This is a genomic window from Prevotella sp. HCN-7019 (assembly GCF_037890215.1).
GTDB lineage: Bacteria > Bacteroidota > Bacteroidia > Bacteroidales > Bacteroidaceae > Prevotella.
Genome location: NZ_JBBKBO010000008.1, coordinates 89,373 through 105,973, shown reverse-complemented (window position 1 = coordinate 105,973; position 16,601 = coordinate 89,373). Strand labels below are relative to the sequence as shown.

The 16,601-nt window shown below is 34.9% G+C and carries 10 protein-coding genes; 7 read left to right on the top strand and 3 right to left on the bottom strand.

What is annotated here, in order from left to right:
• Positions 1-272: 272 nt before the first annotated feature.
• Complete coding sequence (feoB, locus tag WKT13_RS10715) at positions 273-2,819, bottom strand: ferrous iron transport protein B (RefSeq protein WP_298617804.1); 2,547 nt, start codon at positions 2,817-2,819, stop codon at positions 273-275.
• A 197-nt stretch (positions 2,820-3,016) separates the two neighbouring features.
• On the opposite strand from feoB, the gene WKT13_RS10710 reads away from it, so the two are divergent.
• The 7 genes from WKT13_RS10710 (at position 3,017) to WKT13_RS10680 (ending at position 11,294) form a co-directional block, all read left to right on the top strand.
• On the top strand, positions 3,017-4,018 hold the full coding sequence (locus WKT13_RS10710; RefSeq protein ID WP_340323867.1) for an esterase-like activity of phytase family protein: 1,002 nt from the start codon (positions 3,017-3,019) through the stop codon (positions 4,016-4,018).
• Positions 4,019-4,457: 439 nt separating this feature from the next.
• Positions 4,458-5,954, top strand: coding sequence for a 2-isopropylmalate synthase (locus WKT13_RS10705; RefSeq protein WP_340323866.1), 1,497 nt, complete (start codon positions 4,458-4,460; stop codon positions 5,952-5,954).
• Positions 5,955-5,957: 3 nt separating this feature from the next.
• Positions 5,958-7,352, top strand: coding sequence for a 3-isopropylmalate dehydratase large subunit (gene leuC / locus WKT13_RS10700; protein ID WP_340323865.1), 1,395 nt, complete (start codon positions 5,958-5,960; stop codon positions 7,350-7,352).
• A gap of 16 nt (positions 7,353-7,368) precedes the next feature.
• A complete protein-coding gene (gene leuD / locus WKT13_RS10695; RefSeq protein ID WP_298617815.1) occupies positions 7,369-7,956 on the top strand; it encodes a 3-isopropylmalate dehydratase small subunit in 588 nt (195 codons plus the stop codon).
• Positions 7,938-9,506, top strand: a complete 1,569-nt coding sequence (locus WKT13_RS10690) for an alpha-isopropylmalate synthase regulatory domain-containing protein (RefSeq protein WP_340323864.1) — start codon at positions 7,938-7,940, stop codon at positions 9,504-9,506. The genes leuD and WKT13_RS10690 overlap by 19 nt, the downstream gene beginning before the upstream one ends.
• Before the next feature lie 17 nt (positions 9,507-9,523).
• Positions 9,524-10,585: a 3-isopropylmalate dehydrogenase gene (gene leuB, locus WKT13_RS10685; RefSeq protein ID WP_340323863.1), complete on the top strand. Its 1,062-nt coding sequence runs from the start codon at positions 9,524-9,526 to the stop codon at positions 10,583-10,585.
• Positions 10,586-10,616: 31 nt separating this feature from the next.
• Positions 10,617-11,294, top strand: a complete 678-nt coding sequence (locus WKT13_RS10680; protein ID WP_340323862.1) for a tetratricopeptide repeat protein — start codon at positions 10,617-10,619, stop codon at positions 11,292-11,294.
• Positions 11,295-11,368: 74 nt separating this feature from the next.
• Here WKT13_RS10680 and WKT13_RS10675 read toward each other — a convergent pair whose 3' ends face one another.
• Together WKT13_RS10675 and WKT13_RS10670 are read right to left on the bottom strand one after the other, a co-directional pair.
• Positions 11,369-12,109, bottom strand: a complete 741-nt coding sequence (locus WKT13_RS10675; protein ID WP_340323861.1) for an SDR family NAD(P)-dependent oxidoreductase — start codon at positions 12,107-12,109, stop codon at positions 11,369-11,371.
• A 42-nt stretch (positions 12,110-12,151) separates the two neighbouring features.
• Positions 12,152-16,525, bottom strand: coding sequence for a translocation/assembly module TamB domain-containing protein (locus WKT13_RS10670; protein WP_340323860.1), 4,374 nt, complete (start codon positions 16,523-16,525; stop codon positions 12,152-12,154).
• Between the last annotated feature and the right edge of the window lie 76 nt (positions 16,526-16,601).

The window sequence follows — 16,601 nt, the reverse complement described above, 5'->3', positions numbered from 1 at the left end:
ATATTTGTACAAACGGTTGTGCATCGTATAAAAAAGACAGTGGTATTTACTGTCGGTATATTTTGCTACAACAGCACATCCTTCCGGCAGATTCTCCGCTGCAGCTTTCACTCTGTTGGCTACAGGATTCTGGGCGTATATGTTATTTGTATATATCAGTCCACAAATGAGTAGAGATATTATTTTTGGATTGCATCGCATACTTGTTATGGAATATTATTTTATGCAGTCTGTTTATAATGGTCTTTTCTTTTATGTTAAAATCATTGTTGTCATATTCCGAAAAGTTTACCTATCTGGAATACAGCCGCAGATGTGATCCATGCAAGAGCTGTTGTGTATAACATTGCGAAGGTTGTCCATTTCCACGAGCCTGTTTCACCTTTAATAGCAGCGATTGTCGCTATACAAGGGAAATAGAGTAGGATGAACACTAGAAAGCTTATGGCTGTGAGAGGGGTAATGTTATCAGCAATCATTTGCTGTCTGAGGAGTCCGTATTCCGAGTTTTCAGGTTCTTCTGGGGTGCTGGTGTCAATGCCTGATGAATATAATATGTTGATTGTTGATGCAACGATTTCTTTCGCGCCTACACCAGATATGATTGCTACGTCAAGCTTCCAGTCAAATCCTTGAGGCCGGAATATGGGCTCGATGGATTTTCCTATTTGTCCAATATAGCTGTGCTCCACTTGTTGTTGTCTGTTGAGACTTTCGTCGTGTGGAAAATAGCTTAACGCCCATACAATAATACTTGCCACAAGAATTATACCTCCCATCTTCTTCAGGTATTGTTTGCCTTTCTCCCATGTGTGTCTGGCAATGGCCTTTCCGGTAGGGAAACGATAGGGAGGAAGTTCCATTACGAATGGCGTGTCTTCATCTTTTATAAGAAAACGACTGAACAGGCGACTCATTATAATAGCCATAACAATGCCTGTTAAGTACAGAGCCATCATTATGGCAGACTGATAGGCATGCGGAAACATAATGCCTGTTATCATAATATAGATAGGGAGTCTGGCAGAACAGCTCATCAGTGGTGTTATTAGCATTGTGATGAAGCGACACCGGCGACTTTCTATGGTGCGTGTGGCCATGACAGCCGGCACATTGCATCCGAATCCCATTATAAGCGGTATGAATGATTTGCCGTGCAAGCCTATTTTATGCATTAGTTTGTCCATTATGAATGCTGCGCGTGCCATGTATCCACAGTCTTCCATATAAGATATAAAAAGATACAGAATGAGGATCTGAGGAAGAAATACAATAACAGACCCGACACCTCCAATTATACCATCGCATATCAAATCTTTTACAGGTCCGTCTGCCATATATGTCTTTACGGTTTCACCAATCCATGACACTCCAGCTTCAATCCAATCCATAGGATATTGTCCGAGCGAGAATGTTGCTTCAAACATTATCCATAAAAGTATGATGAATATAGGAAAACCTACATAACGGTTCGTTATTATATTGTCAATAATATGAGTTGTTTGGTATGTGTCTTTTTTGTTCCCGGTTTCGTAGTTTGCTTCATGAAGCGCACCATGTATGAAACCGTATTTAGCATTCATTATGGCAGTTTCACAATCTTCTTTTGTATAATATTTCACGTTTTCCACAGCGTTGTCTCTCACTTCGAGAATTTTTCCTACATTGTGGTATGGGGTCAGTAATTTTTCAGCCTCCTTGTCTCCTTCAAGAAGTTTTATGGCTAAATATCTTGTGGAATAAAGGTGGCGTGGATTTCCTGGCTTTTTCAGTTCTTTTTGTATGTCAGCTATTCCCTCTTCAATATATGTACCATGATTTATGTGTATATGTCGAAACACATTGTTGCGTGGTTTAATACCACTTGCAAAATCTTCTTCATGGTCATTACTGTTTTCTTTGTCGTATTGTAGATGCCACTGTCTTATTTCTTCTGCAACTTCCGGATTAAGATTTCCTTTGTTGTCAAGGAAATCAAGTCCTTCATACATATTTATTATAATGTGGAACAAAAGCTCCACGCCACGCCCAGATGTAAATGTTGTTGGTATCATTGGGACTCCGAAAAGTTGCCCTAGTCTTGTGTAATCAACATGGTCTCCTCTTTTTTCTGCTTCGTCAAACATATTGAGTGCGCATACCATACGGAGATGCATGTCAATGAGTTGTGTCGTGAGATAAAGGTTACGCTCCAGATTGCTTGTATCTATTACATTTATCACGACATCAGGAGTTTTTTCTATGAGTTGCCTACGCACGTAGAGTTCTTCAGGAGAATAGGCCGATAGTGAGTAAGTGCCGGGCAGATCGATTATGTTGAACTCATAACCTTCAAATGTTGCATGGCCTTCTTTGGCGTCAACCGTCACTCCTGAATAGTTTCCGACTTTCTCATGGGCACCGGATGCAAAATTGAACAGCGAAGTCTTGCCACAGTTAGGATTGCCTATAAGTGCTACATTTATGATGCGGCGTTTTTTTAGTGCGGCATCATGCAATTGTTTGTCGCTTAATGTTACTTGTTCGTCTTCATACTTATCTGCAATGCCAAGTTCTTGAGAATTTGGATATTGATCAATCCATTGTCTGGCTTCTTCGACAGATATTATCTCAATCATGCTGGCCTCAGAACGGCGTAATGAGATTTCATAACCCATAACCTTGTATTTCACGGGATCTTGGAGAGGTGCATTTTGAAGTACATCTACAACCTTGCCCTTTATAAATCCCATTTCTACAATGCGTTTGCGAAAGCCTCCGTGTCCGATTACTTTTACAATAACACCGCGTTCTCCGGTTTTCAATTCAGAAAGTCTCATATTATGATGGTTATTCTATTTGTGACACAAAAGTACTTATAATAATTGAGTTAAGAAAACATTAGTTAACAGATTGTGGTATATTACCAACAAATGGTTATTGTAAATCCGGTGAAATTAAATTAATACTCACAAATTGGTATTGTTGTATGATATTATTTGTGTAAGTTTGTATCACTAAAAAGTGATGGTTAGAAATGAAGATTTATTGTAAAATAATATGTATCAGTTTGTTTATTTTTCTTATGACACCCAGCTTGTCTGCTCAAATAAGTGTAAAGATAAATGATCAAATATCGTTCAGCAAGAAAATTCCGCCAGGAAACTATAGTGGAATAACTCGTTTGAAGGATGATTTGTATGCTGTTGTTAGTGATAAATCAGAATTGGATGGTTTTTTTATTTTCAGGATTTATATAGACTCTATAAACGGTAATATTGTGAATGTTGAGAATGAAGGATTTGTCGCTTCAGCTGTGTCGAACCGTGATGCGGAAGGTATCGCGTATATTCCTGAACGTAAGACTGTTTTGATTGTCGGAGAACGTGATGGGAGAATAATGGAATATGACTCTGTTGGGACATTCACAGGAAGGGAGTTGCTGTTGGAAAAGGAGTCAAAAACTTATGGATATGAGTCTTTGACATATAATGAGAACACTGGATTGTTATGGACATGCACAGAAAATATTTATTCGGATGCGTATGCTATATTGGCAAATGATACAATGGTTGTAGTCAGGCTTAAAGCATTTAATACTGATTTATATCCTGTTTCAACATACTTATATAGATTGGATAAGCCCTTGTCTGATAATATTGGCAAATATTATGCTCACGGTGTAAGTGAACTTTTAGCTCTTGATGATGGTTCCCTTATTGTATTAGAACGTGAATTTCGAGTGCCGAAAAGTATGATTGGTGCTTATGTTCTGTGTAAATTATATCTGGTCGATCCCCAAAATACAAATTTGACAGAGAATAAAGAATTGTTTTATGGAACGGAACTACATAAGACGCTGTTGTGTAAGTGGACAACAAAGTTATCACTTTTCAATCATTCATTGGCAAATTATGAAGGGATGTGTCTTGGCCCAAAATTGTCAAATGGTTCGCAGACTATAATAATGATTTCTGATTCTCAAAACAGATCTGGGGGAATATTGCGTGATTGGTTTCGTACAATTATCATAAAATGATACGATTAATTTATTCAAACTACAAAATATTTGATATGAAAGGAATAAGACAAGCTTTATTATTTGTATATTGTGTTTTGTGATTGTTAAATGGTGAAAATAAATCAATACAAACAAAATTTAATATAAAATATTTGGTTTTATTGCAAAATGAAATTTTTTCGATTAAAAAAGTGGTAAATTGTTTGTTGTTGTAAATAATATGATTATCTTTGCAATCAATTAAAAATAAGGTACAATGACAGTATATCAGAATATTCTACATACAATTATTATTCAGCTAATAGATTTGGTTGAAGAGGGTAGGTCGTAGGATGTTGCTGAAAGAATATGTATGTAAAGTAAATAACAAGCCTTTCTCACTTACCCAAGTGTGGAAGGTTTTTGTTTTATATGCGATTTTGAAAAAATATAATCACAATTAATAATACATTGACATATGACAGATCGATTATTCATTTTTGATACAACGCTTCGTGACGGTGAACAAGTTCCCGGATGTCAGTTGAATACGGTAGAAAAAATACAAGTGGCCAAACAGCTTGAACAACTTGGTGTTGATGTTATTGAAGCTGGTTTTCCCATTTCTAGTCCTGGAGATTTTAATTCTGTTATTGAAATCTCAAAAGCTGTGACATGGCCAGTCATATGTGCTTTGACGAGAGCGGTGGAAAAAGATATTGATGTGGCAGCGGAATCATTGAAATATGCAAAACATAAAAGAATTCATACTGGAATAGGAACGTCAGATTCTCATATTAAATATAAGTTTCAGTCTAATAGAGACGAAATACTTGAGCGCGCAGTCGCAGCTGTTAAATATGCAAAACGCTATGTGGATGATGTGGAATTTTATGCGGAAGATGCTGGACGTACAGATAATGAATATCTTGCCAAAGTGGTTGAGGCTGTAATAAGGGCAGGCGCAACTGTCGTTAATATTCCTGACACGACAGGTTATTGCTTGCCGGAAGAATATGGAAATAAAATAAAATATCTGATGGAGCATGTCGATTGTATCGATAAGGCTATTATTTCGACACATTGTCACAATGATCTTGGACTTGCTACGGCAAATACACTCAGTGGAGTGTTGAATGGTGCAAGACAGGTTGAAGTTACCATAAATGGAATAGGAGAAAGGGCTGGTAATACTTCTTTGGAAGAGATATCAATGATATTGAAATGTCATAAACTTGAGATAGAGACTAATATAAATACAGCGAAAATATATCCAACAAGTCGTATGGTGTCCAGTTTGATGAATATGCCAGTCCAGCCAAACAAGGCTATTGTTGGAAGAAACGCGTTTGCACACTCAAGTGGTATACATCAGGATGGTGTTCTTAAAAATGTGTCAACGTATGAGATTATGAATCCAAAGGATGTGGGACTTGATGACAATTCCATTGTACTGACAGCCCGCTCAGGAAGAGCTGCTTTAAAATACAGATTGAGCGTTCTTGGAGTGGAGGTTGACGATGATGAGAAAGTTGACAAAATCTATCAGAAATTTCTCAGATTGGCAGATCAGAAAAAAGAGGTAAATGATGATGATATTCTTATGCTGGCTGGAGCTGACATTGCAGAAACCCGTGCTGTAAAACTTGATTTTCTTCAGGTTACTACTGGAATGGGTGTAAGAAGTGTTGCTAGTATTGGACTTGATATTTCCGGACAAAAATTTGAGGAAGCTTCCACTGGTAATGGACCGGTTGATGCTGCAATTTGTGCGTTGAAGAAAATTATACAGAAGCATATGACATTAAAGGAATTTACTATTCAGGCTATAAGTAAAGGCTCTGATGATATAGGAAAGGTTCATATGCAGGTTGAATATAATGGACATGTTTATTATGGATTTGGAGCAAATACTGATATCGTGACGGCTTCGGTAGAGGCTTATATTGATTGTATAAATAAATTTAAAAGATAATATATGAATACATTGTTTGATAAGATATGGGACAAACATGTCGTACAACTTTTGGAAGATGGAACGACACAATTATATATAGATAGATTATATTGCCATGAGGTGACAAGTCCTCAAGCTTTTGAAGGATTAAGGGAACGTGGTTTAAAATGTTTCAGACCAAAGCAGATATTCTGTATGCCAGATCATAATACACCAACGCATGATCAAGATAAGGAAATAGAGGATCCGATCTCAAGAAAACAAGTGGATACTTTAGCAAGAAATGCCAAGGATTTTGGATTGACACATTTTGGAATGATGTCGAAGGATAATGGTATAATACATGTGGTAGGACCAGAGAAAGGTTTATCATTACCAGGCATGACTATTGTATGTGGAGATTCTCATACATCTACTCATGGTGCAATGGGGGCTGTTGCATTTGGTATTGGAACAAGTGAAGTCGAGATGGTAATGGCGTCACAGTGTATATTACAGCAGAAGCCGAAATCAATGAGAATTAATATAAATGGTGTGTTGGCAACGGGTGTTACTGCAAAAGACGTAGCTCTATATCTGATGTCAAAACTTACCACCTCAGGTGCAACTGGATATTTTGTGGAATATTCTGGTCCTGTTGTAGAGAACATGTCAATGGAAGGTCGTCTTACTCTATGTAATCTTTCGATTGAAATGGGAGCACGTGGAGGTCTTGTCGCTCCGGATGATATTACGTTTAGATATATTAAAGGGCGTGAGTATGCTCCAAGTGGTGAAGACTGGGATAGGGCTGTTGCTTATTGGAAAACATTAAAAAGTGGCGATGATGCAGTGTTTGATAAAGAATTATATTTTGACGCGGAAGATATAGAGCCACGTATAACATACGGAACAAACCCTGGAATGGGAATCGGTATAAGTGAAACAATTCCTTGTATAGACGAAATAGATGATGCAGGAAGGATGTCTTTCCTCAAATCTCTAGACTACATGGGATTTAAACCCGGACAGAAATTGATTGGCCATAAGGTGGATTATGTTTTCCTTGGGGCATGTACTAACGGAAGAATTGAGGATTTCCGGGCATTTGCGTCTATGGTAAAAGGAAAGAAGAAAGCTGATAATATTACAGCTTGGTTGGTCCCAGGATCATGGGCGGTAGATAGACAGATAAAGGAAGAGGGATTGGATAAAATTCTAGAAGATGCTGGTTTTGCAATTCGCCAGCCAGGTTGTTCTGCATGTCTTGCAATGAACGATGATAAGATACCTGCTGGTAAATATGCAGTTTCTACTAGTAATCGTAATTTTGAGGGCCGGCAGGGCCCTGGAGCTCGTACAATATTGGCAAGTCCTTTGGTAGCTGCTGCAGCTGCAATTACTGGTATTATTACAGATCCAAGAAGTTTGATGTGAAAAATGATAACAAAATATGAAACAGAAATTCAATATAATAACAAGTACTTGTGTACCGCTTCCACTCGAAAATGTTGATACCGATCAGATAATACCAGCTCGTTTTCTCAAAGCTACAGACAAAAGAGGATTTGGAGAGAATCTTTTCAGAGATTGGAGATATAATAAGGACGGTTCTCTAAAAGAAGATTTTGTATTAAACGATTCGAAATACAAGGGATGTATATTGGTAGCAGGAAAAAATTTTGGTTCGGGTAGTAGTCGTGAGCATGCTGCGTGGGCAATAGCAGGATATGGATTCAGAGTTGTGATTAGTAGTTTTTTTGCAGATATACACAAGCAGAATGAACTTAATAATTTTGTCCTTCCAGTAGTTGTCTCAGACTCCTTTCTAAAGGAACTTTTTGAGGAAATAGACAAAAATCCAAATATGGAAGTAGAGGTTGATCTTCCGAATCAGAAGGTTACTAATACGGCTACTGGCAGATATGAGATATTTGAAATAAATGCATATAAGAAACATTGCCTTATGAATGGGCTTGACGATATCGATTATCTTTTACAAAATAAAGACAAAATAGAAAAATGGGAGAGGCAAGTGTGAAAACCTTTCAGAGAATACCTCCATTTATTGAAATAATGGATTGTACTTTGAGAGACGGTGAACAGACAAGCGGGGTTTCTTTTCTGCCACATGAAAAGTTGATGATGGCCAGAATGCTTCTTAAGGATATCAATGTAGATCGTATAGAAGTTGCTTCTGCACGTGTTTCTGAGGGAGAAAAAGACGCTGTAAAAATGATATGCCGTTATGCTGATCAGATAGATATGTTAAATAAGGTGGAGGTCTTAGGGTTTGTAGATGGTAATCTGTCTATAGATTGGATATGCGATTGTGGATGTAAGGTGATAAATCTACTTGCAAAAGGATCATTGAAACATTGTACACATCAATTGCATAAAACTCCCCAAGAACATATTGATGATATAAAGAGATCTTTGAAATATGCAGCAGGAAAAGGCATTGACGTGAATCTTTATTTAGAAGATTGGAGCAATGGTATGAAAAATTCGCCAGAATATGTTTACCATATCATGGATGCTTTAAAAGATACAAATATAAAGAGATTTATGTTGCCTGATACATTGGGTGTTCTTAATCCTCTTCAGGTGATAGAGTTTTTTAGAAAAATGATAAAACGCTATCCGTTTGTTCATTTTGATTTTCATGCACATAATGATTATGATTTAGCGGTAAGCAACTCTCTTGCAGCAGTACTTAGTGGTGCAAAAGGTTTACATGTGACGGTTAACGGATTAGGTGAACGTTGTGGTAATGCACCTCTTGCAAGTGTGCAGGCTATATTAAAAGATCAATTTCATGCCAAGACAAACATTAAAGAAAGTCGGTTAAATGATATAAGTCGGCTTGTTGTAGGATATTCTGGTATAGCTATTGCCCCGAATCAACCTATTGTGGGTGAAAATGTATTCACACAGGTCGCTGGTGTACATGCAGATGGTGATAACAAGGATAATCTGTATTGCAATGATCTTATTCCAGAGCGTTTCGGACGTAAACGTGAATATGCATTGGGTAAAAATAGTGGTAAGGCTAATATCGCACGAAATCTAAAAGAACTAGGATTGGAGCTTACCATAGAACAGACAAAAAAAGTGACAAAGCGTATAACAGAACTGGGGGATCGTAAAGAGATTGTTACTCAAGATGATTTACCGTTTATCGTTAGTGATGTGTTAAAACATTCAGCCCCGGAAAATAAGATAAAATTGGTAAGCTATATGGTCTCCCTTGCATATGGTTTGAAACCTCTTGCAAGTGTAAAGGTTGCGATAAATGGGAATCTTTATGAAGCGGATTCTACAGGAGACGGTCAGTATGACGCTTTTGTAAAGTCGTTAAGGAAGATATATAAGGAGAAGCTTGGTCGTACATTTCCGCTTCTAGAGAATTACGCTGTTACAATCCCTCCTGGAGGTCGTACTGATGCTCTTGTACAGACGGTTATAACATGGCGTTTCGGTGATAAAATGATACGGACACGAGGTCTTGATGCAGACCAAACTGAAGCTGCTATAAAAGCAACAATAAAAATGCTTAATATGTTTGAAGAACAGGAATATAATAATTAATCGAAAAATGTAAGAATATGAAATTGAATATTGCAGTACTTTCTGGTGACGGCATTGGTCCAGAGATAATGAAACAGGGTATAGCTGTAATGGATGCGATTGCGGAAAAATTCGGACATGAATTTACATATTATGAGGCTATTTGTGGTGCGGATGCAATAGATAAAGTGGGAGACCCTTTTCCTGAAACAACTTATCAGATATGTAAAGATGCTGATGCCGTATTGTTTGCGGCTGTTGGACATCCGAAATTTGATAATGATCCTACAGCAAAGATTCGTCCAGAACAAGGATTGCTTGCAATGCGTAAGAAACTTGGACTTTATGCAAATATTCGCCCTATACAAACTTTCAGATGTTTACTTCATATGTCACCATTAAAAGAAGAGCTTGTGCGTGATGCTGATTTTATTTGTATACGTGAGCTTACAGGTGGTATGTATTTTGGAGATAAATATCAAGATGATGATAAAGCCTACGATACTAATTATTATACTAGACCGGAAATAGAGCGTATATTAAAGGTTGGTTTTGACTATGCAATGAAACGAAAAAAACATCTTACGGTTGTTGATAAAGCCAATGTTCTTGCATCATCACGTTTGTGGCGACAGATAGCACATGAGATGGAACCGATGTACCCAGAAGTAAATGTGGATTATATGTTTGTGGATAATGCATCAATGAGAATGATTGTAGAGCCGTCTTTTTTCGATGTAATGGTAACAGAAAATACTTTTGGAGATATTCTTACAGATGAAGGCAGTTGTATATCAGGTTCAATGGGTTTATTACCATCTGCTTCTATTGGTAGTGGAACTCCGGTGTTTGAACCAGTACATGGATCATGGCCACAAGCAACTGGAAAAAATATAGCAAATCCTTTAGCGGAAATTCTTTCTGTAGCTATGTTGCTTGAACATTTTAATATGCTGGAAGAAGGTAAATTAATACGTGATGCTGTAGATGAATCTTTGGAATCAAATATTCGAACTCCGGAAATTCAGATTGATGGCGGAACACATTATGGTACAAGAGAAGTCGGAGAATGGATTGTAAGTTATATTAAGAATAAATAAAAGGATTATTTATAGAATAAAAAATACAGGCATGAAAAAGAAAGTATTCTGTCTGATAATATTCATATTATGTATATTCAAAATAGTTGCCGCACAAAGTTATCAAGTTTTGCGTGATAGTCTTTCTGCAGCGACGGAAGCTCTGAGTTATAAACCTGATTCTTTGGATCTTCGTTTGAAAAAGGCAAGTTGGAACATATTATTAGAGCAATGGCAATATGCACAAGAGGAGTATGATTATGTTTTAAGGCATGATCCGAATAATATTGCAGCATTGTTTTATAGAGCATATGTGAATGAAAAACAAAATAGATATAATTTTGCACGTCTAGATTATGAAAGTCTTATAAATATAGTTCCTCTTCATTTTGAGGCAAGGCTTGGACTTGCATTACTTAATCATAAAGATCGTCATTTCACAGAAGCTATGGATCAAATAAATAAACTTGTTGAGTTATATCCAGACAGTGCTGTTGCATATGCGGCACGTGCAGGAATGGAATTAGATCGTAAAATGTTAGAACCGGCAGAATTTGATTATAGCAAAGCGATAGCATTAGATCCATCTAATATAGATTATCGTTTGAATAGAGCAAATATACGTATTAATTTAAAGAGAAAAGATGAAGCATGTGAAGATTTGGATTTTTTGGTAAAACAAGGTATACCACGTGCAAATTTAATGGAATATTACCAAAAATGTAAATAGTATTTTATATATGTCAGAACATTTATCTACTCATAATGTTCTGACATATTAATTATATCAAACTCACATATAATTTATATGTGTATTTTCATTTTCACCCAAATACATCGTGGAATAAGTTTCCATAGAAACACAATAATACGGTATCTCCAGTCTATAGTAGTTATAGAATTACGATTTTCTATAGCTCTTATTATTTTCTTTGCTACAAAGTTTACATCAAGTTGCATAGGATATTGACTGTCTCTCAATAATGGTGTATTGACAAATCCAGGTCGTATGTCAAGAATGTGTATATTCTTTATGTTTCTTATTGTGCACAATTGCGTAAGGCTTTCCAGATAAGTATTTATATATCTCTTACTTGCTGAATATGCAGGTGCAACACCAAGGCCTTTTGTGCCAGCTATACTGCTTATTACTGCAATTAAACCTTTTTTATTAGGATGGTTGCAGAAGTATTTGAAAACAAAATTAATCATTCGTGTGAGTCCTGTAACATTTGTTGATATTGTTGATAGTTCTTTATCTGCATCTAATGACATATTTTGAAAACCAATACCAGAACTGTGAATATATAGATCCATTCCACCTGTTTTTTCTATAAGTTGCATTAGATATGCTGTAGCATCGTCTGATGTTATGTCTATACGTTGTATAGCAATAATCCCAGGATGTTGTTTTTTCATTGATATGAGAACATCTTCTTTTCGACCTGCTATTCCAACTGTCCATCCTTTGGATATCAGTAGCATTGTTGTTGCATAACCTATACCTGAGGTTGCGCCTACTATAATTGCACGCTTTGTTTCCATTTGGATTTATACGAGATTTAAATATATTCTGATTTAAAATGTCTATTTCTTTCTTCTTTTTTTGAATAAATCTCTTATTCCATTAAAATCTTTTTTCATAATGATACCAATACCTTGTGTATTAAGGCTGTTCTTTGTGAAATAACGGTCATTAGTCTTATTGTAAACATTGATGGAAAGATTTCCATTAGGAAAAAGTAGGTATCTTAGGTCAAAATCGCCAATGACGCTTGTTGTTGCATTGGCATTGTCTCTATAGCCGAATTGTCCATTTATTAGTAGTCTATTATTTAATAGTTTGCCAGACAGAATTCCTTCGTATTCTGCATCATTAAAACCTTCGGTTCCTGTAGAGATGTTAGCACCAAAGTTCCAATCATTACTATTAATAATATTGCCAAGGATATTATTTAATTGTTGACTTATGGTTCCGCTAAGTATACTTTGCATGGCAAGTGAAGCCTGGCTATATGTCGTTCCTTCACTGGTAGAGTTGTTATTACTGTTTTGATTATAAAAACGTCCAACTGTAAGCAAATACAATACTTGTTGATTCATTTCTTCTTCAGCATTTATGACACTAGAAACCATCTGTTTTGCGTCATGGCTTAATGTTGGCATATCTAAATCAAAAGATACTTTTGGATTGTTGGGAGTTCCTGTAATATTCATTAAACAGTTTACTCTCACGTTGTTGTTTGAAAAAGAATTTCCAATATTTAAATCTGATAAGCTTACTCCATTTAGAACATAAATTGCATTAAGATCAAGTGATGCATTAAATGGGTCTCCTACAAATTTTATAGTTCCACCTTTTCTAAAGGTAAATTCTTTTTTTATTATATCTCTTATTGTTAGTTTATATATGCCATGATCAACAATGTAGTTACCGAACATATCAAATGTTCCCTTATTATAATATGTTGCTCTGAGTGTACCGTTACCATTTAGGGCTATATGGTCTCCTGATTGTTTATCCATCAAAATCTTTATGTTTATATTAGGATTGCAATCAATTAGAAAATTAAGGCGCATATCAGAAGTGGTCTGTATGTTCTCAACAGTATCTTTGACAGTATCGTATGTATCAACAATGGATGTGATATTGTCCCTGGAGGATGATTTCCATTGTATGAATTCATTGGTTGATATGTTATTCATACTACTTACGTCATATACAATCGTACTGTTTCTTTCTGGAGTGACATTGATATCCATGGTTACTTCTCCGCTACGTCCTTTGATCTTACAATTACCAGTGGCATATACTGTCCCATAGAAAGAATCACCATTATTCCCATTTGTATTGAATGACAATAGATTGTTGGCTTTTATGGATAAATCGTAGCTCAGATTTGTTAAATGTTTGTGATGCACACCTCCTTCGATAAGGCCATAATTACCATTACTGTCAAATATACTATCGTTTTTGAATTCTATTTCATTTGGAATAAATCTGATTGTATCGTTGCTGAGAGTATAATATGTGTTTAGACTGCTTATTCCAAGTGTTCCATCTACAATAAGCATGCCTGTCATATTAATATTGTTTAAAGGTCCGGAAAGCTTTACTGTTCCATTGGTATATGCATTGACATCTTTCATGAAACTACTGCAGAAACTTTCCATAAATTCAATTCTTGTATTATGGGCTGTTAAATCTAAATCAATAAAGTTTTGTTTGGGAGATATGTATCCAATGATTATGGTTTTACTGTCAGATTTGTCTTTTGCTATAGCGTTTATGTCAATCTTTTCTTCAATGTTGTTATATTGGGCTTTTGCATACAGTGTTCCCATCCGACCTTTTTCAAAAAGGAAATCTTTAACTATAAGGTCAGTATAAATCTCTGGTTTCTTTCCGGATACACCTTTAATATAAGCCTTGCCAGATGCGAGACCATCAAACTCTACTGAATGGAAATCTACCATATCCAGAATATAATTTATATTGATATCTTTAAAGTCCATGCATATGGAATCTGATAATTCTTTGGTTGTCTTGCCTGCGATGGAAATATATTGTTTATCATGTTCTACAGAAAAATTATTTATTTCAATATAGTTTTTGTTGTAGATAATATTTGAAGGTTTGATATGCCATACCGTATCTTCTATAAGAATGTCAGATTCTTTAATATTTATATTAGCTGTGGCTTTTCCTTCAACATTATTATAAAAAAAGGTATTTGCTTTTATTTTTCCTTGTAACGGATGTTTTTCATTTTCATTTATGTTTATTTCCGTATCAAGTTCATTATTGACAGCAGAAGCTTTTATACCTAGTGATAAGATATTTCCTTTGTCTGATATTTTTTTTACCATAACGGATGTCTTCAATATTCCATCTATAGTATTTACTCTAAGTCTAACATCTTTATATTTTTTATTATCGTAAATAAAAGAAGGAATTTGGCAATCTAATTGTAATTCATTTTTTTTATCACATATTTCGCCGTTTATAGTTATCGGAGCTTGAAGCTCGATAGGAATTCCTAACAAAAAATTAATCCATTTGGAATCGTTTATGTTGGCCTCTATCTTAAAATCGTTGTTCCGCTTTGTTTTTATATTAGTATATAACGGTATGGTTGGAAGTTTGCTGTGGATTAATCCTATGATGCTGTGTGGAATAGTGCTATAATTAATATCGCCATACATGAATATGTTACCAAAATCACTGGTAACAATAATATTTTTATATTTATCTGTTTTATCTACATTTAAGGAGAGGGAATCTATTTTGTAGATTACCTGTGGAGAGACCATGGAAAAATCAGATATACGAATCTGTCCAGTTGCATTTGAAATATTATTTCCTTCTATGTGGGCAGTTAGATTCAAATTGAATCTGGTATGTGGCCATTTATCGGACAAATGCAAAGCTGAAGGTGACAAGTGTTTTATATCAGCATTTAAATAACATATATTATATCCTTTTCTACAACTGGCATTTCCGGTTAACTTTATTTTTGCATTTGGGTCGTTAATCTCTACTTTTCCGGTAATTTTGTCGTTCTCATATATGCCATTAAGTTTTAATGCATGATATGTATATTGGTTATAATCAATGGAAGAAATGGTCCCATTGAATTTTATTTGTGATGTTTGTGACGAATTAAAGTATAATTGCGTATTGACGACACCGAATTTGGTGTCGTCTGTAAGTTCTCTTATATTAAGATTTTTTGTTGTTATTTTTCCATTCGTTGTATTTTTATTACGTATTAAACTAATGTTTGTTGTACCTATGTCTGTATTTATACATCCAGAAAATGAAATTTCTTTATTATGATTTCTATACTGTGATTTTCCGACAATCTTAATATTACCTAGTTTGGAGATCATTTTCGGTATTTTAATATCAGGAAATTTCTTGCATATTGTTTTTATATTATCGCTGTTTGTTTTAAATATAAATCTGTCAATATACCAGGATGAAAAATTAACACGTATCGTTGAACTTAAATTGAAAAGATTTGTACTTTCATTTATCAATAGATTATTAATATATATACTTTTTCCTACGCCGTAAATGTCTGCACGGCATAATATCTTATATTTGAAACCCTTCATCTTTGGGAAATAAAAAGAAAAATCAGAAAGGCTTATGTACGAGTCTGATATATTCCCTCTGAACTTTAATGCAGGAAAGTATATACTACCATTTTTTAATGTGTATGAAGCATCGATAGAGTCTATATGTACTCTTGAGGAAGGTAATTCTAGATTGAAAGTATTTAATGCCAAATGTGTTTTATTTGCAGCAACTTTGAAAGATAACTTCTTTAGTTTTATACCAGAATGTTCCTCTAATGATAGTTTTTTTACTTTAATATTTATAGAATCATTACTGAATTTGTCTAAAATTATATGTCCGCTTATATTTTTTATATTAATGTTATTTAAGGAAAAACTATTTTTTTCGTTGATTTCTGATAAACAACGATATCTAATTGCTCCATGTCTTATAATAATAGAGTTGATTTGTAAATCAATAGATTTATTATCGTTATTTTTTTTATTAGATAGGGAGTCTATGAAAAATTGATAGTTGGTTTTAGTTTTGTTATTTTTTTTATAAAGATTGGCCTCCATTCCAAAAAATTGAATGGATGATATAGATACTCGGTTCTCAATTAGTGGAATAATGTTGATCTTTATAGATGCTCTTGAAACCTTCAACATTTTCTTCCTATTCTGGTCAAAAATACAAATATCGTCAACAATGAGTCGATTGACAAAACCCAAGTCTATCTGTCCGATTGATACTGTAGTACCGAATTTTTTAGACAAGGCATCGGCTGTCCAAGAACCAATAATTCCTTGAATATAAGGTAGATGTAGAAGTATTACAAGAAAAAGGTAAAGGCTGATCGCAACCCATACAATTATATTTATTATCCGTTTTAACACACTGATACTCAATCTTTATTAATAAGAGATTTCAAAATTACATCATTTTTCTTTTTGTACAAAAATAAAAGGTTGT

Coding starts and splice junctions, on each gene's coding strand:
- WKT13_RS10680 (WP_340323862.1), top strand. CDS start 10,617: ATGAAAAAGAAAGTATTCTGTCTGATAATATTCATATTATGTATATTC.
- leuB (WP_340323863.1), top strand. CDS start 9,524: ATGAAATTGAATATTGCAGTACTTTCTGGTGACGGCATTGGTCCAGAG.
- feoB (WP_298617804.1), bottom strand. CDS start 2,819: ATGAGACTTTCTGAATTGAAAACCGGAGAACGCGGTGTTATTGTAAAA.
- WKT13_RS10710 (WP_340323867.1), top strand. CDS start 3,017: ATGAAGATTTATTGTAAAATAATATGTATCAGTTTGTTTATTTTTCTT.
- leuD (WP_298617815.1), top strand. CDS start 7,369: ATGAAACAGAAATTCAATATAATAACAAGTACTTGTGTACCGCTTCCA.
- WKT13_RS10705 (WP_340323866.1), top strand. CDS start 4,458: ATGACAGATCGATTATTCATTTTTGATACAACGCTTCGTGACGGTGAA.
- leuC (WP_340323865.1), top strand. CDS start 5,958: ATGAATACATTGTTTGATAAGATATGGGACAAACATGTCGTACAACTT.
- WKT13_RS10690 (WP_340323864.1), top strand. CDS start 7,938: ATGGGAGAGGCAAGTGTGAAAACCTTTCAGAGAATACCTCCATTTATT.
- WKT13_RS10675 (WP_340323861.1), bottom strand. CDS start 12,109: ATGGAAACAAAGCGTGCAATTATAGTAGGCGCAACCTCAGGTATAGGT.